The 20,345-nt window shown below is 71.1% G+C and carries 17 protein-coding genes and 1 tRNA gene; 10 read left to right on the top strand and 8 right to left on the bottom strand.

All coding sequences use genetic code 11. The annotated features are described in order from the left end of the window. Positions 1–8: 8 nt before the first annotated feature. Positions 9–1,475 carry a gamma-aminobutyraldehyde dehydrogenase gene (locus ITJ54_RS06990; RefSeq protein WP_194626827.1) on the bottom strand — a complete coding sequence of 489 codons (1,467 nt, stop codon included), beginning with the start codon at positions 1,473–1,475 and terminating at the stop codon, positions 9–11. Between the two features lie 125 nt (positions 1,476–1,600). Between ITJ54_RS06990 and ITJ54_RS06985 the strand changes: the two genes are divergently transcribed. The 3 genes from ITJ54_RS06985 to ITJ54_RS06975 are packed head-to-tail and all read left to right on the top strand — an operon-like array spanning position 1,601 to position 4,827. Beyond that, the gene (locus tag ITJ54_RS06985; protein WP_139200785.1) at positions 1,601–2,071 is read left to right on the top strand and encodes an Lrp/AsnC family transcriptional regulator; all 471 of its coding nucleotides are present in this window, start codon (positions 1,601–1,603) and stop codon (positions 2,069–2,071) included. Then, entirely contained in the window at positions 2,068–3,498 is a 1,431-nt protein-coding gene (locus tag ITJ54_RS06980) for an aspartate aminotransferase family protein (protein ID WP_194626825.1), read from the top strand. Before ITJ54_RS06985 ends, ITJ54_RS06980 begins: the two co-directional genes overlap by 4 nt. Before the next feature lie 6 nt (positions 3,499–3,504). Next, positions 3,505–4,827, top strand: coding sequence for a flavin monoamine oxidase family protein (locus ITJ54_RS06975; RefSeq protein ID WP_194626823.1), 1,323 nt, complete (start codon positions 3,505–3,507; stop codon positions 4,825–4,827). A 28-nt stretch (positions 4,828–4,855) separates the two neighbouring features. Here the strand turns inward: ITJ54_RS06975 and ITJ54_RS06970 are convergent, their stop codons facing one another. After that, a complete protein-coding gene (locus ITJ54_RS06970; protein ID WP_194626821.1) occupies positions 4,856–5,674 on the bottom strand; it encodes an SDR family oxidoreductase in 819 nt (272 codons plus the stop codon). Between the two features lie 119 nt (positions 5,675–5,793). Next, positions 5,794–6,237 carry a VOC family protein gene (locus ITJ54_RS06965; protein ID WP_194626819.1) on the bottom strand — a complete coding sequence of 148 codons (444 nt, stop codon included), beginning with the start codon at positions 6,235–6,237 and terminating at the stop codon, positions 5,794–5,796. A gap of 158 nt (positions 6,238–6,395) precedes the next feature. Between ITJ54_RS06965 and ITJ54_RS06960 the strand changes: the two genes are divergently transcribed. Beyond that, positions 6,396–8,162 carry a hypothetical protein gene (locus tag ITJ54_RS06960; protein ID WP_194626816.1) on the top strand — a complete coding sequence of 589 codons (1,767 nt, stop codon included), beginning with the start codon at positions 6,396–6,398 and terminating at the stop codon, positions 8,160–8,162. A 44-nt stretch (positions 8,163–8,206) separates the two neighbouring features. Further along, entirely contained in the window at positions 8,207–9,040 is an 834-nt protein-coding gene (locus ITJ54_RS06955; RefSeq protein ID WP_194626814.1) for a family 16 glycosylhydrolase, read from the top strand. A 58-nt stretch (positions 9,041–9,098) separates the two neighbouring features. Here ITJ54_RS06955 and ITJ54_RS06950 read toward each other — a convergent pair whose 3' ends face one another. Beyond that, positions 9,099–10,232, bottom strand: a complete 1,134-nt coding sequence (locus tag ITJ54_RS06950) for an alpha/beta hydrolase (RefSeq protein ID WP_194626812.1) — start codon at positions 10,230–10,232, stop codon at positions 9,099–9,101. Positions 10,233–10,520: 288 nt separating this feature from the next. Between ITJ54_RS06950 and ITJ54_RS06945 the strand changes: the two genes are divergently transcribed. Both ITJ54_RS06945 and ITJ54_RS06940 read left to right on the top strand, forming a co-directional pair. Further along, on the top strand, positions 10,521–11,891 hold the full coding sequence (locus ITJ54_RS06945) for an NAD-dependent succinate-semialdehyde dehydrogenase (RefSeq protein ID WP_194626810.1): 1,371 nt from the start codon (positions 10,521–10,523) through the stop codon (positions 11,889–11,891). 124 nt (positions 11,892–12,015) lie between these two features. Continuing rightward, positions 12,016–13,164, top strand: coding sequence for an ATP-binding protein (locus ITJ54_RS06940; RefSeq protein ID WP_194626808.1), 1,149 nt, complete (start codon positions 12,016–12,018; stop codon positions 13,162–13,164). 90 nt (positions 13,165–13,254) lie between these two features. On the opposite strand, the gene ITJ54_RS06935 is transcribed toward ITJ54_RS06940, so the two are convergent. Together ITJ54_RS06935 and gabT are read right to left on the bottom strand one after the other, a co-directional pair. Beyond that, positions 13,255–14,700, bottom strand: coding sequence for an NAD(P)/FAD-dependent oxidoreductase (locus ITJ54_RS06935; RefSeq protein ID WP_323741618.1), 1,446 nt, complete (start codon positions 14,698–14,700; stop codon positions 13,255–13,257). A 40-nt stretch (positions 14,701–14,740) separates the two neighbouring features. Further along, positions 14,741–16,096, bottom strand: coding sequence for a 4-aminobutyrate--2-oxoglutarate transaminase (gabT, locus tag ITJ54_RS06930; RefSeq protein ID WP_194626804.1), 1,356 nt, complete (start codon positions 16,094–16,096; stop codon positions 14,741–14,743). A gap of 92 nt (positions 16,097–16,188) precedes the next feature. Here gabT and ITJ54_RS06925 point away from each other — a divergent pair, with 92 nt between their 5' ends. Continuing rightward, positions 16,189–17,814 carry a PucR family transcriptional regulator gene (locus ITJ54_RS06925; RefSeq protein ID WP_194626803.1) on the top strand — a complete coding sequence of 542 codons (1,626 nt, stop codon included), beginning with the start codon at positions 16,189–16,191 and terminating at the stop codon, positions 17,812–17,814. Here ITJ54_RS06925 and ITJ54_RS06920 read toward each other — a convergent pair. Next, positions 17,801–18,784, bottom strand: a complete 984-nt coding sequence (locus tag ITJ54_RS06920; protein WP_194626802.1) for an NAD-dependent epimerase/dehydratase family protein — start codon at positions 18,782–18,784, stop codon at positions 17,801–17,803. The genes ITJ54_RS06925 and ITJ54_RS06920 overlap by 14 nt on opposite strands. 156 nt (positions 18,785–18,940) lie before the next feature. Next, positions 18,941–19,027 (bottom strand) — tRNA-Leu (locus ITJ54_RS06915). Between the two features lie 85 nt (positions 19,028–19,112). Here ITJ54_RS06915 and ITJ54_RS06910 point away from each other — a divergent pair. Both ITJ54_RS06910 and ITJ54_RS06905 read left to right on the top strand, forming a co-directional pair. Continuing rightward, positions 19,113–19,790 (top strand): FhaA domain-containing protein, encoded by a 678-nt coding sequence (locus ITJ54_RS06910; RefSeq protein ID WP_194626801.1) that lies wholly within the window; start codon positions 19,113–19,115, stop codon positions 19,788–19,790. Next, entirely contained in the window at positions 19,787–20,344 is a 558-nt protein-coding gene (locus ITJ54_RS06905; RefSeq protein WP_194626800.1) for an FHA domain-containing protein, read from the top strand. Before ITJ54_RS06910 ends, ITJ54_RS06905 begins: the two co-directional genes overlap by 4 nt. Position 20,345: the final 1 nt, after the last annotated feature.

Raw genomic sequence — 20,345 nt, 5'->3', positions numbered from 1 at the left:
CTGGTCGGTCAGGCGATGTAGGACATGACGTGCTTGATGCGGGTGTAGTCGTCGAAACCGTACTGCGAGAGGTCCTTGCCGTACCCGCTGTGGCGGAAGCCACCGTGCGGCATCTCGGCGACGATCGGGATGTGGGTGTTGATCCACACGCAGCCGAAGTCGAGGTCGCGGGCGAAGCGCATGGCGCGGCCGTGGTCGGTCGTCCAGACCGAGCTCGCGAGGCCGTACTCGACGTCGTTCGCCCAGCGCAGGGCCTCGTCCTCGGTGTGGAAGCGCTGGACGGTCTGCACCGGCCCGAACACCTCCTGCTGGACGATGTGGTCGTCCTGCCGCAGGCCGGAGACGATCGTGGCCTCGTGGTGGAAGCCGACGTCGCCGACGCGGTGGCCACCGAGCTCGATCGACGCGTGGTCGGGGAGGGTGTCGAGGAACGACCGGACCTGGGCGAGCTGGGCGGCGTTGTTGACCGGGCCGAAGAAGGGGTCGGGCTCGCCGGCGCCGGTCCGTGCGGTCGCTCGGGCCTCGGCGACGAGGGCCGCGACGAACTCGTCGTGGACGCCGTCCTGCACGAGGAGCCGGGTGGCCGCGGTGCAGTCCTGCCCGGCGTTGAAGAACCCGGCGGCCACGATCCCGGCGACCGCTGCCTGGACGTCCGCGTCGTCGAACACGACCACGGGGGCCTTCCCGCCGAGTTCGAGGTGCGTGCGCTTGAGGTCACCGGCGGCAGCGCGGGCGACCTCGACACCGGCGCGGACGGACCCGGTGATCGAGACGAGCTGCGGTGTGGGGTGGTCGATCATCGCCGCACCGGTGGCGCGGTCCCCGACGACGACGTTGAGGACGCCGGGCGGCAGGAACTCCGCGGCGACCTCGGCGAGCAGGAGCGTCGACAGCGGTGTCGTGTCGCTCGGCTTCAGCACGGTCGTGTTGCCGGCGGCGATCGCGGGCGCGAACTTCCACACCGCCATGTTGAGCGGGTAGTTCCAGGGCGTGACCTGGGCGACGACGCCGATCGGCTCACGCCGCACGAACGAGGTGTGGTCGGCCAGGTACTCCCCGGCGCTCCGCCCCTCGAGGTTGCGCGCGGCACCGGCGAAGAAGCGGATCTGGTCGACGGAGAGCAGGATCTCGTCCTCGACCAGGGACACCCTGGGCTTCCCGGTGTCGAGCGACTCGAGGTCGGCGAACTCCTCCGCCCGGGCCTCCACCGCGTCGGCGATCCGGAACAGCGCGAGCTGGCGCTCCCCCGGGGTCGTGCGGCGCCAGGACGTGAACGCCGTCGCCGCCGACCGGAACGCGTCGTCCACGTCGGCGGCGGTGGACACCGGTGCGACGCCGTAGACCTGCTCGTTCGTCGGGTCGACGAGCTCGATCGTCCGGGCGCCCCGGGGCTCGACGGACTCGCCACCGATGACGTTCCGCACCGGTCGGGTGGCCGCCGCGGTGGTCGTCGTGGTCTGCTCGGTGTCCGGCATGGCGGTGATCCTGACACGGATCCCAGCAGTTCGGAAGACTTGTAACAACGGAAATCGTCGTGAAACACGTTGTTCACAACGGAATCCCTTGCATGCTGCGGAGTACCGCTGCCATGCTGTCCGGCATGGCGGCAGCACCACGACGTCCAGGACCCATCGACGACATCTCCAAGCGCATCATCGAGCAGCTCCAGGCCGACGGACGCCGGCCCTACGGGGAGATCGGCAAGGCGGTCGGCCTCAGTGAGGCGGCCGTCCGGCAGCGCGTGCAGAAGCTCACCGAGACCGGGGTCATGCAGATCGTCGCGGTCACCGACCCCATGCAGCTCGGGTTCCACCGGCAGGCGATGATCGGCATCCGGGTCAGCGGTGACACCCGCTCGGTCGCCGATGCACTCGAACAGCTGGCCGCGGTCGACTACCTCGTCATGACCGCCGGCAGCTTCGACCTGATGGTCGAGGTCGTCTGCGAGGACGACGACGACCTCATCGAACTGCTCAACGGCACGATCCGGGCGATCCCGGGTGTGACCGGCACCGAGACCTTCGTCTACCTGCAACTCCGCAAACAGCTCTACGACTGGGGAACGCGATGACCATCTCCGAACAGCCCACACGACTCGGCTCGTACGACCCGTTCGCCCCGGTGGACGACGCCGCCCTGCAGCAGAAGTCCCGCGACCACCTGTGGATGCACTTCGCGCGACACGGTGCCAACCAGGCCGGGGCCGACGTGCCGATCATGGTCCGCGGGGAGGGCCACCACGTCTACGACAGCCACGGCAAGGGCTACATCGACGGCCTGTCCGGGCTCTTCGTCGTAGCCGCCGGGCACGGTCGGAAGCGTCTGGCCGAGATGGCCGCCAAGCAGGCCGAGACACTGTCGTTCTTCCCGATCTGGTCGTACGCGCACCCCGCCGCGATCGAGCTCGCCGACCGCCTGGCCGACCACGCGCCCGGCGACCTCAACAAGGTGTTCTTCTCGACCGGCGGTGGCGAGGCCGTCGAGACCGCCTTCAAGCTCGCGAAGCACTACTGGAAGCTCCGCGGCAAGCCGACGAAGCACAAGGTGATCTCCCGCGCGGTCGCGTACCACGGCACCCCGCAGGGAGCCCTGGCGATCACGGGCATCCCGGCGATGAAGGCGATGTACGAACCCCTGGTCCCCGGCGGCTTCCGGGTCCCGAACACGAACTTCTACCGCGCCGAGGAGATGGGCTTCGCGGGGGCGACCGAGGAGGAGTTCGGGTTCTGGGCGGCCGAGCGCATCCGCGAGATGATCGAGTTCGAGGGACCGGACACCGTCGCGGCGGTCTTCCTCGAGCCCGTCCAGAACTCGGGCGGCTGCTTCACCCCGCCGCCCGGGTACTTCCAGCGTGTCCGCGAGATCTGCGACGAGCACGACGTCCTGCTCGTGTCCGACGAGGTGATCTGCGCCTTCGGTCGGATCGGCACGATGTTCGCCTGCGACACCTACGGCTTCGTGCCGGACATGATCACCTGCGCGAAGGCGATGACCTCCGGGTACTCGCCCATCGGCGCCACGATCATCAGCGACAAGCTCTTCGAGCCGTTCTCGACCGGGAACACGACCTTCTCCCACGGCTACACGTTCGGCGGGCATCCCGTCTCCGCCGCCGTCGCGATGGAGAACCTCGACATCTTCGAGGAGGAGGGCCTGCTCGAGAACGTCCAGCAGAACGCCCCGCTGTTCAAGGCCGAGCTCGACACCCTGCGCGACCTGCCGATCGTCGGCGACGTCCGCGGGGCCGGGTACTTCTACGGCATCGAGCTCGTGAAGGACAAGGCGACGAAGACCACGTTCGACAGCGACGAGTCCGAGCGTCTGCTCCGTGGCTTCCTGTCGAAGGCGCTGTTCGACGCGGGGCTGTACTGCCGCGCCGACGACCGCGGCGACCCGGTCGTCCAGCTCGCACCGCCGCTGACCATCGGACAGCCCGAGTTCCGCGAGATCACCTCGATCCTGCGGAGCGTGCTGTCCGAGGCCGCCACGAAGATCTGACCGCTGATGGGCGTGGACGTCATCGTCGTAGGGGCCGGGATCGCCGGACTGACCACGGCCCGCGCACTCGCGCTGAACGGCGCCAGCGTCGTCGTGCTCGAGGCCCGTGAGCGGATCGGTGGCCGCACCTGGACGGACGACGCGCTCGGCGTGCCGGTCGACCTCGGTGCCTCGTGGATCCACGGGATCGACGGCAACCCGCTCTGGTCCCTGGCCGCGGCCTTCGACATCGAGACCGTCGAGTTCACGGTCGGCAGCTTCCAGTTCCACGGGCGGCCGATCGCCTGGCACGACCCCTCCGGTGCCCGGCTGGCCGACGCGCCCTCCGACGCCTTCACCGCCGACCTGCACACCGTGGACGCGCTGCTGCCGGCGGCCGTCGACGCCGCTGCCCCCGGCACGTCCTACGCCGACGTCGTGGCGTCCGTCGTCGAGTCGCTCGGATGGGTCGACAGCCGGGCACGCCGCGTCGAGGAGCACATGGCCCACCGGTCCGAGGACCTCTGCGGGGCACCCGTCACCGACCTCGACGCCCACGGACTCGACGAGGAGCACGTCGCCGGGGACGAGGTCGTCTTCCCCGGTGGCTACGGGCAGTACGTCACCGCACTCGCAGCGGGCCTCGACGTCCGGACCCACGCGGTCGTGACCCTCGTCGAGCAGAACGACGAACGGGTCCGGGTGACCACGACGGACGGAGCGGTCTTCTGCGCCCAGGACGTCGTCGTGACCGTGCCGCTCGGGGTGCTGCAGTCGGGCGACGTGCGCTTCGACCCGCCCCTCGTCGCGCCGGTGGCGGGGGCCGTCGAGCGCCTCGGCATGGGCGTCTACGACAAGGTCTTCCTGCGGTTCCCGTCGACGTTCTGGGACGCCTGGGTCATCCGTCAGCAGGGGACCGCCGGCACCGACTGGCACTCCTGGTACGACATGTCCCGGGTGACGGGCGAACCCGTGCTCGCGGCCCTGGTCGGCGGGGACGGCGCTCGGCGCCTCGAGACCCTGACGGACCAGGAGGTCGTGGCCGAGGGCATGGCCGCACTCCGCCGGATGTACGGGCCGGACGTGCCGACGCCGGACGCGGTCCGGGTCACCCGCTGGGCGGCCGACCCCTTCGCGCGCGGGTCGTACTCGTACCTGCACCTCGGGGCGTCCCCCGACGACCACGACCTGCTCGGCACCCCCTCCGGACGTGTCCAGCTCGCCGGCGAGGCCACGTGGTCCGACGACCCCGCGACCGTGCACGGGGCGCTGGCCTCCGGCCTCCGGGCGGCGAACCGGATCCTCGACACCACGGTCGGTGTGGAGGACCTGGTCCGGCCCGTCCCGTGAGGAACCAGGTGACGGGTCAGGTGACCCGTCAGGCCCCGTGCGCCTGTTCGGCGACCGGCTGCCACTCGCGCCAGGTCGCCAGACGGGACTCGTAGTCATTCTCGGCGATGCCGAGCGGGGCCTTGCCGAAGAACACCCGGAGCGGCGGCTGCTCGGCGTCGACGACCGTCAGGATCGCCGCCCGGGTGGCCTCGGGCTTCCCCGGGTCAGCGGCGGACGGACGCTTCGACGCGGCCTCGCGGACCTCGGCGTAGGCGGCGTTCTCCTCGCTGTGCTTCGACGACGGACCCGACCAGTCGGTCGAGAAGCCGCCGGGCTCGACGAGCGTGACGTGGATGCCGAAGCCGGCGACCTCCTGCGACAGCGACTGCGAGATGCCCTCGAGCGCCCACTTCGACGCGTGGTACGCGCCCACTGTGGGGAAGGCGCTGATGCCGCCGATGCTCGACACCTGGATGACGTGCCCGGACCCCTGCTCCCGCATGATCGGCAGCGCCGCCTGCGTCACCCAGAGCGCCCCGAACAGGTTGGTCTCGAGCTGGGCGCGGACCTCGTCCTCGGTGAGTTCCTCGACCATGCCGAAGTGGCCGAAGCCGGCGTTGTTCACGACGACGTCGAGCGATCCGAAGTGCGAAGCAGCACGCTGCACGGCGGCGAAGTCGGCCTCACGGTCGGTGACGTCGAGCTGCAGCGCCAGGAACGTGTCCGGGTACTGGTCGGCGAGCGCCTGCACGTCGTCGGTGTTGCGGGCCGTGCCGGCGACCGAGTCGCCACGTTCGAGGGCGGCCTCCGTCCACTCGCGGCCGAAGCCCTTGGATGCTCCGGTGATGAACCAGGTCTTGCTCATGTGTCCTCCTGAGATCTGACGTCCTCAACGCAACGCCTGCCCGGTCCGTCGCGCCTGGACGGTCGGGTGACAGGTGCGCCGACCGGACACCGCAGGCCGGTCCGATCGGCGGCCGGACGTCATCGAGGCCGCGGGGCGGCGAACTCCAGGTTCACGTCGTCGGGGTCCTGGACGGACAGGATCACCACGCCGAAGGGTGGCAGGTCGGTGACCTCGCCGTGTTCGATGCCGGCTGCGTCGAGCCGACCGACTGCCGCATGCAGGTCGTCGACCGATCCGACACGGAAGCTGACGTGGTCGAGTCCCACGCGGTCGGGGTCGAACCGGTCCCCCGCTGGTGCCACCGGGCGGAGGCCGAGCGTCTGGCCGCTGAACGTGAACGAACACCCGCCGTAGGTCCGCCACGGGTCGTCGTGGATCGTCGGGTCGTCGATCTGGTCGCTGAAGTCGCTGCCGGGTGGCATGCCGAACAGCTGCTCGTAGAAGGCCTTGCTGCGGTGGATGTCGGTGACGGTCAGCCGCACGTGCGCGTAGCCGAGTGGCGTGACGATGGGATCGCTCATGGCGCCATCCTCGTCCCCCGGCCCCTGCACGTCGGGCGGCCGGGGCACGTGCTGGTCCGCCGATCGACCGACTGCCTGAGGGGACGATCAGGTCTACCGTCTGTTGCGTGCGGCAACGACGCCACACGCAACTCGAATCGAGCATCATGCAACGACGGATGAGACAGCTCTTCGCGATCGCCCTGAGCGCCGGTGTCGTCGGCGCCCTCGTGCCGGCGATCTCCGCGCAGGCGGTCACCACGAGCGACACCCCGGACTTCGGCAGCAACGTCAAGGTCTACTCGCCATCGACCCCGACCTCCACGATCCAGGCCGACGTCGACGCCGCCTTCAACTCGCAGCTCCGCAGCTCCACCGCGCAGTTCGGATCGCAGCGGTACGCCTTCCTGTTCAAGCCCGGCAGCTACGGTCGCGTCTGGGCGAACCTCGGCTTCTACACGTCCGTCGCCGGCCTCGGGAAGAACCCCGACGACGTGACGATCAACGGGGCGGTCAACGTCGACTCCGGGTGGAACGCCGGCGACGAGGCGAACGCCACGCAGAACTTCTGGCGCTCGGTCGAGAACCTCGCGATCGTGCCTGAGGGCGGCACCGACCGCTGGGCCGTCTCGCAGGCCGCGCCGATGCGCCGCGTGCACGTCAAGGGCAACCTGACGATGGGGCCGTCGAACCAGGACGGCGGCCAGGGCTACTCGTCCGGCGGGTACATCGCGGACACGAAGGTCGACGGCACGGTCACCTCGGGGTCGCAGCAGCAGTGGTACACCCGCAACTCGACGCTCGGCTCGTGGCAGGGCGGCAACTGGAACATGACGTTCTCGGGCGTGCAGGGCGCTCCCGCGAACGACTTCTCGAAGAGCTACACGACGCTCGCCACCACCCCGACGACCCGCGAGAAGCCGTACCTGTTCGTGGACTCGTCGAACAAGTACCACGTGTTCGTGCCGTCGCTCAAGCAGAACTCGAGCGGAGTGACCTGGCCGAACACCGGCGGTACCGACATCCCGATGCGCAACTTCTACGTGGCGCACCCGGGTGACTCGGCCGCGACGATCAACAGCGCGTTGGCACAGGGGCTCAACCTCTTCTTCACGCCAGGCACCTACCAGCTCGACACCGCGCTCAACGTCACCCGCGCGGACACGGTCGTGACGGGCATCGGCTTCCCGACGCTCGTGCCGACGCGAGGCAACGCCGTGCTCACCTCGACCGACGTCGCCGGTGTGAACGTGTCGAACCTCGTCGTGGACGCCGGCCCGCAGAACAGCGCCCAGCTCGTCCGCCTCGGCACGAGCGGCTCGCACGTCGACCACGCGGCCGATCCGCAGAGCATCCAGGACGTCTTCTTCCGCGTCGGCTCGAGCATCCAGGGCAAGGCGACCACGACCCTCCAGGTCAACGCCGACGACTCCCTGATCGACCACATCTGGGCCTGGCGAGCCGACCACGGCGGTGCAGCCACCGGCTGGACGGTGAACACCGGCGCGACCGGCGTCGAGGTGAACGGCAACGACGTCCTCGCCACCGGCCTGTTCGTCGAGCACTACCAGAAGTACGAGGTGCAGTGGAACGGCGACAACGGGAAGACGATCTTCTTCCAGAACGAGATGCCGTACGACGTGCCGGACAACGCCTCGTGGCAGAGCCCGACCGGAGCCGGGTACGCCGCCTACAAGGTCGCGTCGAACGTGACCACGCACCAGATCTGGGGCGGCGGCGTCTACTGCTTCTTCAACACGAACCCGGCAGTGCACGCTGACCGCGCGTTCGAGCTGCCGCAGACGGCCGGGGTGAAGGCCCGCGGTCTGGTCACGGTGTCCCTCGGCGACGTCGGCACGATCTCCAGCGTCGTCAACGGCGTCGGTGGTGCCGTCCCGACCCCCGCGGGCAACACCGCGCCGAACCGTGTCGCGTCGTACAACTGATGCGAGCGGAGCAGCGACCAACTGATGCGAGCGGAGCAGCGACGATGACCGCCACCGGCAGACGACGACTGGTCGCACTCACGGTCGCCGGGGCCGCGGTACTGGCGCTCGGCGCCGCCCCTGCCCTCGCCACCGCCGTGCCGGCGAACGCGGCGAACGGTGCCGTCGTCTGGTCGCAGGACTTCGACGGCGCTGCCGGCAGCGCTCCGGACCGGTCGGCCTGGACGAACGAGACCGGTGGGGGCGGCTGGGGGAACAACGAGCTCGAGACCTACACCGACTCGCGAGCGAACTCGGCGCTGGACGGCCAGGGCAACCTCGTCATCACCGCGAAGCGTGAGGCTGACGGGTCGTACACCAGTGCCCGACTCACCACGCAGGGCAAGTACACGCCGCGGTACGGGCGCGTCGAAGCCCGCATCCAGATCCCGCGCGGGCAGGGCATCTGGCCCGCGTTCTGGATGCTCGGCGCCGACCTGCCGCAGGTCGGATGGCCGGCCTCCGGTGAGGTCGACGTGATGGAGAACGTCGGGTTCGAGCCCGCGACCGTCCACGGCACCGTGCACGGCCCCGGCTACTCCGGCGGACAGGGCATCTCGTCGAGCTACCAGCATCCGCAGGGGTGGTCCTTCGCGGACACGTTCCACACCTTCGCGGTCGACTGGAAGCCCGGGTCGGTCACCTGGTCGGTGGACGGTGTCGCGTACAGGACGGTGACCTCGGCGGACACCCGGGGGAACCCGTGGGTGTTCGACAAGCCGTTCTTCATCGTCCTGAACCTGGCGGTCGGCGGTTCCTGGCCGGGGTACCCGGACGGCACGACGCAGTTCCCGCAGCAGATGCGGATCGACTACGTCCGGGTGACCGACAACTCCTGAACACCGGGGCGGGACGGAGCCACTCCGTCCCGCCCCGGCGAGCCGGACACCGCGCCGGTCAGCTCGGCGCGAGCCCTGTCCGCTGCATGAGCGACGCGAGCCCCGCCGCCAGGCCCGCACCCGCCGTCGCCCAGTTGTGCCCGCCCCCGGGGACGACCCAGGTCGTGACGTGCATGCCCGCGGCTCGTGCCCGCGCCGCCATGACCGGCATCACCGGTCCGTACACGCGGTCGTCCTGGCCGACCGCGAAGAAGGCGTCGGACGACGGGTAGGGCGTGTGGGCCGCGAGCTCCGCCGCGGGGACGGCTGCGTGGTACGCGGCGGCGTTGCCGGAGAAGCCCTGGTCGATCGTCGCCGCGACGGACCCGAGACTCGGCGCGTCCTGCCCGGACACGTCGATGAGGTTGCCGAACCGCTCGGGGTCGCCGGCCCCGAGCTGGATCGCACACGTGCCGCCCTGGGAGAACCCGCCGATCGTCCACGCGGACGCCCCCGACTGCACCCGCAGGTGGGACGTGATCCACCGGGGGACGTCCTGCTCCAGGTAGGTCCGGCTGTTGCCGAGCGGTCCGTCGACGCACATCGGGTTGGCCGACTGCGGGCCGAGCTGGTCGGGGACGACGATGATCGGCGCCAGTCCGCGGTCGGTCTGGGCGAGCGCGTCGGCCGTCGCTGCGATGTGGCCGCTGTCCTCGACGTCGTCGGGGCCGGCACCGCGGGACTGTCCCGACAACAGGACGGCGACCGGCAGGTGCGGCGGGTCCGGGGTGAGCGCGGCCGGCGGCAGCCAGACCAGGGCCGGACGTGCGCGGAAGTGCGACACGGTGCTCGGGATCTGCACGCGCAGCAGCCGTCCGCGCGTCGGCGTCGTGGCAGGCGCGGTCCACGTCCGCGCGAGGTCCTCGTTTACCGGCGGCGCGGTGGACCCTGGCGTCTCCGCGGCGGGGATGCCGACGTCGGAGGTCGGCGCGGGCGTCGCCGTGCCGCGGTCCGGCCCGACCGACGACGGCGGCGCCGACACGACGACGGACGGTCCGGATCCCGACCTCCCGGACGCAGACGCACCGTGCGTCGTCGCACCGTCGGCCGCCCGGGTCCACCAGGTCGCCGAGACGCCGAGGTTCACCACGGTGAGGACGACCAGCACCGCGACGACCGCGGTGAGGGGACGGGGACGGTGCGTGCGCTGCATGGGATCGAGAGCGTACGGACGTCCTCCGCGAGCACACCCCGCGGAGCGCTCGAGACGCTGAGGGTCCTCGCCGTCTGCTTGCAGGCAGTTCACGACGGACCTCCAGGACGACACCGGCCCCGACGGGGGCCGGCACAGGACCCGGCCTGGAGGCTCGTCCCGGCCATGCGCCACAGCGTCCAGCACCAGGTCCCCGGCTCGACATCGCGGCAGCGCCGTCGGATGCGCACTGGAGGAGACTCGGACCGAGACCCGATGCCTCCGCCACCGCCAGCGACAGGACCCCGCATGAGCGACACCGTCTACGCCGTCACCGACCCAGCCACGGGCGAGGTCCTCCGCAGGTTCCCCACGATCACGGACGACGAACTCCGCGCGGCCATCGCCACCGCGGACCGCGCCCACGCCGAGGACGCGAGCACCGTCGCCGAGCGTGCCGCGCGCCTGCACCGCGTGGCCGAGCTCTACCGCGAGCGCCGCGAGGACCTCGCCGCCACGATCGTCCGCGAGATGGCGAAGCCGATCGACCAGGCCCTCGGCGAGGTCGACTTCTGCGCCGACATCCACGACTTCCAGGCCGACCACGCCGAGGAGTTCCTCGCCGACCAGCCCATCGCGCTCGCCCCGGGCAGCACCGGCAGCGCGTTCATCCGCAAGGACTCCGTCGGCGTGCTGCTCGGGATCATGCCGTGGAACTTCCCCGCGTACCAGATCGCCCGGTTCGCCGGTCCGGCCCTGCTCGTCGGCAACACCGTCCTGCTGAAGCACGCCCCGCAGTGCCCCGAGTCCGCCCTGGCGATCGAGGGCATCTTCCACGAGGCCGGCTTCCCCACCGGCTCGTACGCGAACGTCTTCGCCACGAACGACCAGGTCGCCGACGTCATCGCCGACCCCCGCGTGCAGGGCGTCTCCCTCACCGGCTCGGCGCGCGCCGGTGCCGCGGTCGCCGAGATCGCCGGCCGCAACCTCACCAAGGTCGTCCTCGAGCTCGGTGGGTCTGACCCCTTCATCCTCCTGTCGACCGACGACCTCGACGCCGTGGTCGCGTCCGCCGTCGCCACCCGACTCGAGGGCAACGGCCAGGTCTGCAACGCTGCCAAGCGCTTCCTCGTCGTCGACGACCTGTACGACGCCTTCCTGACGAAGTTCGCCGCCGCGATGTCCGCCGTCACCTCCTCGGACCCCTCCACCCCCGGCGCCGAGCTCGGCCCGCTGTCGTCCCCCGCGGCCGCCGACCGCCTGCAGGAGCAACTCGACGCCGCCCGGGCCCAGGGCGCCACCGTCGTCACCGGTGGCGACCGCCACGGCAACGCCTTCGCACCGACCGTCCTGACGGACGTCACCCCGGACAACGACGCCTACCGCGAGGAGTTCTTCGGTCCCGTCGCCGTGGTCCACCGCGTCGCCGACGAGGACGACGCCGTCCGGCTCGCGAACGACACCCCGTTCGGCCTCGGCTCGTACCTCTTCACCACCGACCAGGAGCAGGCACTCCGGGTCGCCGACCGGATCGAGGCCGGCATGGTCTACGTCAACATCGTCGGCGCAGACAGCCCCGAGCTCCCCTTCGGCGGCGTCAAGGCCAGCGGCTTCGGCCGCGAGCTCGGCGCCCTGGGCGCCGACGAGTTCGTCAACAAGAAGCTGATCCGCATCGGCTGACCGCCGCGGCGATCACCTGCCCGTCACCCAGGCCGCAGCATCCTCATCGGGCCGCAGACTCGGACCGCCACGCGATGGTCTGTTATGAAACACTGCTTTCATAACAAACGATCGGAGGCTCGTCGTGCAACCCAGTCCCTACACCCCGGGCGAGATCGCGAGGACGGTTCCCGGCCGCTCGCAGCAGCTGGCCGAGGTCGACGAGCGGTTGTCCGTCCTGGTCGACCTCGGTCGCCTCGTCGGCCGTATCCGCGTCGACCACGCTGCTCGCGGGTTCGGCAAGACCTCCCTCCTCCGGGAGTACCAACGGCGTGCCACAGCAAGAGGCGTGTCGACCATCTGGGTGACCGCCGGAGAAGCAACTGGCCTGACTGCACAGATCGCCGCGGAAGTCAGCCGTGCCACCAGCGGCCTGAGCGAGAAGACGAGGAAGGCGCTCCACGATCGGATCGCCACGCTGGAACTGTCGCTCGGCATCCCCGGCGTCGCGAGTGCGAGCGGGACGCTCAGGCCACCGACCCGCGAGGCGACGACGGAGCTGACAGGCGCGAGAGCTCTCGAGACCATCATCACGGCAGCCGCTGGAGAACGGCCCCTGCTGATCCTCATCGACGAGATCCAAGCGGCCGATGCCGATGGGCTCCGCACGCTCGTGTACGCCTGGCAGCACCTCCAGGCCGAGGGACCACGCCTCCCGGCGGCCGTCTTCGCCGCCGGCCTCCCCAACGCACCTGAGACCATCGCGAGCATCGTCACCTTCAGCGAGCGCCTCGCTTACCGGCCGCTGGGGTCACTCCATCGAGAAGCCGAGGAGATCGCCCTCGTCGGCCCCGCGCGAGCGCTCGGTGTCGACTGGACTCAGCCTGCCGTCGACCGTGCCCTGGAGATCGCGCAGGGGTACCCGTACTTCGTGCAGCTCATCGCGGACGCGGCCTGGACCGCTGCCGGCCGTCCCGATCCAGGAAGCAGTGTCAGCGTCACCGCAGTCGAACGCGGTCGGATCGCGATGCAGGCCGATCTCGACGCGCTCTACCGCGCCCGCTGGTCCGCGTGCGCTCCTGCCGAACGTCGGCTCCTCGCCACCATCGCCGACCTCGGGGACGGACCGGTTCCGCGATCAGCGATCGCAGCCGCGATGAAGACAGGCAGCAACCAGCTCTCGACACCGCGAGCTCGCCTCATCGACAAGGGGCTCATCCAACCGGCGGACCGCGGGATGCTCGAGTTCACGATCCCGGGTTTCGCGGCCTTCGTCCGTGACGTCGACGCCTGAGGACGACCGACGTGCCGGACCCGGCCCCACACCGGACGGGAGGCCCGGTGCCAGCCGGCACCGAGCCTCCCGTCCATGGGGTGGTCGCGTCTACCGCACCACCGGCTGCGGCAGGACCGCAGCGATCTCCGCGGCGACCTCGCGGCCGATGCGGACCGCACCGTCGACGTGCTGGTACCCGGCACCGGCCAGGTCACTCGACGCGAAGCGGAGGGGGCCGACCGCTGCCCGCTGGTCGGCGCCGTACCGGCTGAGACCACCGAGGTCGAAGCTCGCGGCGTAGGCGCCCCGCGTCCACTCCTCGGTCCCCCAGTCGCTCTCGTGGTAGACGACGGGGTCGGCGGCTTCCGGGCCGTAGTAGTGCACCAGGGACGCCAGGATCCGGGCCTTGCGCTCATCCGCGGGCAGCGCGGAGACCTCGTCGGCGTGCTCGTCGGACACGAAGCCGACCAGGGTGCCCTGGGTCGCGCCGTGGGTGGTGTTGTCGTAGGACTCGTGCACGAGCTCGTAGGGGCTGAACGCGGTGCCGGACAGACCGGCTTCGCGCCAGAAGGGCCGGTCGTAGACAGCCTGCACCTTGATGACGAAGCCCATCGACAGGTGCTGGTGGAGCTGGTGCTGGCGGCGGGGCAGGGGCGGATCGAACGAGATCCGCGAGTACAGGGGCGGCGGGACGGCCACGAGCGCCTGCCGGGCGTGCACCTCGATGCCACCGTCGGCGAGCGCGACGACCGCGTCCTCGGCCTCCGTGGTCGACCACCGCAGGGTGCGGACCGGTGCGTTCAGGTGGACGTCGGCGCCGAGTTGCTCGGCCAGCCGCTCGGAGACCTGCTGCATCCCGCCGACGACCCGCTTGTCGAGGATGAAGTCGGCATCGACCAGGTTCGCGAAGCTGCCGGCGGAGGCGGCCATGAGCAGAGCCTGCAGCGCGGAGAACGCGTGCGCGGGCTTCGTCAGCATCGCGCCGGCGATGAACAGCTCGACGTTGTCGGTGGCGACCCGGTCGTCGCTGAGGCCGTGCAGCCAGTCGCGGAAGGTGACGGCGTCGAGCTGCTTGGCGTCCGGGGCGTCCCACGGCCGCGCGGGGTCGACCTGCGCCACGAAGCCGTCGACGACGTCCACCAGCCGCTCGATCTCGTCCGCGGTCGCGGTGGGCAGCGGGAAGATGTCGCCGGTGTACTCGGTGCGGGTGCCGGCGGCGTCGACGTAGACGCTCGAGCCCTCGCGGTAGCGGTCGTGGGTCTGCAGGCCGAGCTCGTCGAGGACCTCGAGCAGGGCGGTCTGGTCGGGCGAGACCCACTGCCCGCCGATCTCCAGGGCGACGCCGTCGACGTCGTCCGTCCAGGTGCGGCCACCGACGCGGTCGCGGGCCTCGAGCACTGCGACGGTGCGGCCGGCGGCCCGGAGTCGTGTCGCGGCGATCAGTCCGGTCACGCCGGCGCCGATGATGACGACGTCTCTCTGGATCATCGTGCGTCTCCCTGGCTCGTGGTGGTGTGCCGTGTCGTGACCGTACTCGGTGTCGGTGGTGGGCACGCGGCGGGTCGGTGGTCGTCACGCGGCGGGTCGGTGGTCGTCACACGGCGGCGAGCCCCTCGAGCACGACGCCGAGGCCCTCGGTGAGCAGGGCGTCGTCGATCGAGAGCGGGGGCAGGAAGCGGACGACGTTGCCGTACGTGCCGGCGGTCAGCGCGATCACCCCGTGTTCGGCGGCGTACGTGACGACCCGCCCGGTCAGCGCGGAGTCCGGCTCCCCGGTCGCGGGGTCGACGAGCTCCATCGCGAGCATCGCACCGCGGCCCCGGACGTCTCCGATGCGCGGGTCCTGCGCCTGCGCGGTCCGCAGCGCCCCGAGCACGATCGTCTCGATCGCCCGCGCACGCTCGATGAGCCCGCCGTGTTCGAACGCGTCGATGGCGGCCAGGGCAGCGGCGCACGCGACCGGGTTGCCGCCGTACGTCCCGCCGATGCCACCGACCTGCGGGGAGTCCATGACGTCGGCGCGACCAGTCACCGCGGACAGGGGCAGACCGCCGGCGATGCCCTTCGCGGTCGTGACGACGTCGGGCACGACGCCCTCGTGCTCGCTGGCGAACATGGCGCCGGTGCGGGCGAAACCGGTCTGCACCTCGTCGGCGATGAAGACGACGTCGTGCTCGCGGGCCCAGGCGGCGAGCGCCGGCAGGAACCCCTCGGCGGGCACCACGAACCCGCCCTCGCCCTGGATCGGCTCGATGAGCAGGGCCGCGGTGTCCTCCGCGCCGACCTGCTTCTCGATCTGGCTGATCGCCCGTGCGGCTGCCTCGGCGCCGGTGAGCCCGTCGTGGAACGGGTACGACATGGGGACGCGGTAGACCTCGGGGGCGAAGGGCCCGAAGCCGCTCTTGTACGGCTGGTTCTTCGCCGTCAGCGCCAGGGTGAGGTTCGTCCGGCCGTGGTACGCGTGGTCGAACACCACGACGGCCTGCCGACCCGTGTGGCGCCTGGCGATCTTCACGGCGTTCTCCACGGCCTCGGCGCCCGACGTGAACAGTGCGGTCCGCTTCTCGTGGTCGCCCGGGGTCAGGCGGTTGAGCGCTTCGGCGACCTCGACGTAGCCCTCGTAGGCGGCGATGGTGAAGCACGTGTGCGTGAAGGCCTGGGCCTGCGCGGCGACGGCGGCCACGACGGCCGGGTCCGCGTTGCCGACCGACGTGACGGCGATGCCCGAGCCGAGGTCGATGAGCGAGTTGCCGTCGGCGTCGACGACCACCCCGCCGCCGGCTGCGACGACGGCGATCGGCACGGCGACACCGACACCCCTCGGCACGGCGGCGGTCTTGCGGGCGAGGAGCTCCTGGGAGCGCGGACCGGGGACGGCGGTGACCAGGCGGCGCTCCTGCGGCAGGCCGGGGCCTCCGGTGGCCGTCCGGGGAGCGGTGACGGAGGACATGGGCCGATGCTAGGAGCCGAGCCGGAGCAGCATCGCTGTCCGCAGTGTCGAACGCGGGGCCCGCCGTTCGACACCGCGGATACAGTGTCGCCATGCCCGCGACGCTGCGTTCCCTGCTCGACCGGCGCGACCTCCGGCTGCGGCTCCTCACGCCGGAGGACGACCGCTCCGCCCTCGACACCCCCGTCTCGTGGCTGCACAGCTCGGACCTGCCCGACCCCACACCGTTCCTGCAGGCGGGGCAGGCACTCCTGACCACCGGCACCCAGTTCGGCGCCGACCCCGAGGTCCCGTCCCACCTGGCGGACGCCTACGTCGAACGCCTCCGGACCCGCGGCGTCGTCGCCCTCGGCTTCGGCACCGAGGTCGTCCGCGCCGGCACCCCCGACGCCCTCGTCGCGGCCTGCCGGACCCGGGGTCTGCCGCTGTTCGAGGTGCCGTACGAGACCTCCTTCATCCAGGTCGCGCAGGCCAACGCCGACGCCGTCGCCCGCGATGCGAACGCCAGGCGCGACTGGGCCGTCGCCGCGCAGCGCGCCGTCTCGCTCGCTGCGATGCGCCCGGACGGCCTCGGTGCCACGATCGCCGAGCTCTCCCGCCAGCTCGACTGCTGGGTCGGCCTGCTCGACGTGTCGGGCCGGCTCGACCGCTCCTTCCCCACCGGGGGCGTCACCGCGGCCGAACAGCAGCAGCTGCAGGCGGAGAGCACGCGCCTGCTGCGTGGCGGACACCGCGCGAGCCTCCCGGTGCGCACCGCCACCGGGCGGTTCACCCTGCAGACGCTCGGGTCGGGCGGCGACCTGAGCGGCGTGCTCGCCATCGCGACGAGCGGCCTCGACCAGCCCGGGCGTGAGGTCGTGACCGCCGTCATCGCGCTGGCCGGACTCGCCCTGCAGCAGAACCGCGAACTCGCCAGGGCACGCGGACTGCTCCGCACCGGGCTCCTGACGATGCTCTCCTCCGGCGATCCCGGGGTGGTCGAGACCACCTCTCGGCAGCTCTGGGGGCCCCTGCCGACCGAACCCGTCCGCGTCGCAGCGTTCGACGTCGCCGCCGAGCGGGTCGACCGGGTCGTCGACCTGCTGGAGCTGTGGGTGCAGGACCGTCCGGGACACCTCTTCTTCGCGGTCGACGACGCCCTGTTCCTCTGTGTCAGCGCCGACGACACCGGCTCCGTCGACCGACTCGTCGACCACCACGACCTGCACGCGGGCCTGTCGGACAGTGCCTCCTACGCCGACTTCGCGCGGGCCAGGGCCCAGGCGGTCCGTGCACTCGGCCGCAGCCGCGAAGGCCGCGCCGGCATCGTCGAGTTCGGCGACCTCGCACGCGAGGGCGTCCTCGCCCACCTCGCCCACACCGAGGCCGGGCCGGTCGCCCGCGCGTTCCTCGCACCCCTGGTCGACCACGACGCCGACGCCGGCACCGACCTCACCCGCACGGTCCGCACCTGGCTCGAGCAGGACTGCGAGTACGACCGCACTGCCAGTGTCCTCGGCGTCCACCGACACACCGTCCGTGCCCGCATCGAACACGCCGGTCGCCTGCTCGGCCGGGACCTCGGCCTGTTCGCGACGCGCGCCGACGTCTGGGCCGCGTTCGTGGCCCTCCCGGCGGACCGCCCGCGGTCCCGAACGCGACCAGGAGCCGGACGGGAGGCTCGGAGCACCCCCGCCACGCGCCTCCCGTCCGGCAGTGCGCGAGTCAGGCGGACGTGAGCGGCGCGGCGACGTCGAGCTCGCCGTGCTCGACGAGCCAGCGGACAGCCTCCTCGACCGTCTGCCCCGCGGTGTGCTGCGGCTCGTAGCCGAGCAGGCGACGTGCCTTGTCGATGCTGAAGACCTGACTGCGGGACAGGTGGTCCCAGCTGGCCTGCGCGGCGTCCTGGTCGGTGGTCTCACGGAACCGGTCGAACGGGACGGACTCCAGCCGGGCCTCCTGGCCGAACCACGACGCGGCGAGCGACGCGTACCCACGGACGTTGAGCGCGTCCGGTGCGACCACCGTGAAGTCCTCGCCGGCGGCGGCGTCCCGGTGCTCGACCGCGAGCTGGAAGGCCTGGGCGACGTCGTCGGCGTGCACGTGCGCCATCGTCTCCGCGCCGATCCCGGGGATCGCGAGCGACTCCCCGGCAGACAGTGTGCGCAGCACGCCGGGGTCGAGGTTGCCGACCGGACCGATCGGCATCCAGCCGGGGCCGCTGATGTGACCGGGGTGGAGCGACGTCGTCACGACACCACCATCGGCAGTTTCCTGCTTGAGCATCCGGGCGATGCGATCCTTCTCGACGCCGTACTCGCCGACGGGCGCCGTGCCGTTCTCCTCCGTGATCGGCAGCACCGAGCTCGGCCCCGCACGCCAGATCGAGCCGCAGTGGACCAGGTGCACCCCGGTGCCGCGCAGCCGCTCGACCAGCGCGACGGCGGACTCGAGCGTGAAGCAGACCAGGTCGACCACCACGTCGGGACGCAGTCCGACGACCCGCTCGCCGAAGGTCCCGTCGCGGTCCTCCTGCTCGCGGTCGGCGACGACCTGTTCGACCTGCTCCCACTCCGGGGCGTCGACGTAGGCCGACCGTGACCCACGACTGATGTTCACCACCTGGTGTCCGGCGCGGACCAGCCGCGGGATCAGGAAGGTGCCGATGTGTCCGGTGCCGCCGATGACGACCACGCGCTGAGGGCTCATGCGGCCACCGTAGGCCGAGGGGGTCGGCGTGGCGCCCGGGAACGGGGCTCCTGTGGAGGAACCGCCGGAGAGAGGTCCCTGTGGAAGGACGCCCCAGGGACGACGCCCCCGGAACGACGAAGGCCCCGATCTCTCGATCGGGGCCTTCGTCTTGCCTGGTGCGCGAGGGGGGACTTGAACCCCCACGCCGTTTCCAGCACACGGACCTGAACCGTGCGCGTCTACCAATTCCGCCACTCGCGCCAGCCATGGAACACTACCACGCACAGACTGCCCCAGCTGACGCCGACTACCATGCAGAGGTCATCGACCGAGAACGTGGGAGCCCATGGGACTGCTGGACAGCTTCGAGCGGGGACTGGAACGCGCCGTCAACGGTGCGTTCGCGAAGACGTTCCGCTCCGGCGTGCAGCCGGTGGAGATCTCCAGCGCGCTCCGACGCGAACTCGACACCAAGGCCGCAGTGGTCTCGCGTGACCGCATCCTGGTGCCGAACGAGTTCAGCGTGCGCCTCGCGCCGCCGGACTTCACGCGCATGAACGACGTGGGCCGTCCCCTCGTCGACGAGCTCACGCAGATGGTGCAGCAGCACGCGGTGGCGCAGAACTACTCGTTCTCCGGCCCCGTCACCATCCGGCTCCAGCAGGACGGCACCCTGTCCACCGGGATCCTGCAGATCGACGCCACGACCGTGCAGCGGGACGTCGCCTGGGTCGCCGTCCTCGACATCGGCTCGCAGCGGCACAAGCTGCAGCGCGGACGCACCGTGATCGGCCGCGGCACGGACGCCGACATCACCGTGGCGGACACCGGGACCAGCCGGAAACACGTCGAGGTCGTGTGGGACGGCAAGCACGCCCAGGCCAACGACCTCGGCTCCACGAACGGCTCGAAGCTGAACGGCGAACGCTTCCAGCAGGCGATCGTGGAGCCGGACTCCACCATCGAGATCGGTCGTACCCGTATGGTGTTCCGGGTGATCCCTGAGAACGGAGGTGCGCGATGACCACTGGACTGACCCTGCTCGTCCTGCGTTTCGCGTTCCTCGCGGTGCTCTGGCTGTTCGTCTTCGTCATCGTGTTCGCCCTGCGAAGCGACCTCTTCGGCCAGCGCGTCCGGACCATCCCCACGGACCCGAAGGGCGCACCCTCCGGCCCGACGACACCCACCATCCCGGCCAACGCCGCCGCTGCGGGTGGCGGGGCCGGGTCGTTCACGGAGCTGATCGACCAGAACCGCGCAGCAGGCCCCGGACCGGCCGCCACGGACGTCGCCACCCGGCTGGTCATCACCGAGGGCGCCCGCGAGGGCATGGAGATGCCGCTCGGCCGCGGCCCGATCACGGTCGGCCGCTCCAGCGAGAGCAACGTCGTCATCCGTGACGACTACACCTCCACCAACCACGCACGACTCGAACTGCAGTCGTCCGGATGGGTCGTCATCGACCTCGAGTCCACGAACGGCACCTTCGTCAACGGCCAGAAGGTGACCTCACCGGTCACCGTCGCCGAACGCACGCCGATCACCATCGGGACGACCACGTTCGAGCTGCGGCGGTAAC

This window comes from Curtobacterium sp. VKM Ac-2865, from assembly GCF_015350905.1.
GTDB lineage: Bacteria > Actinomycetota > Actinomycetes > Actinomycetales > Microbacteriaceae > Curtobacterium.
This window is presented reverse-complemented; position numbering and strand designations above follow the sequence as displayed.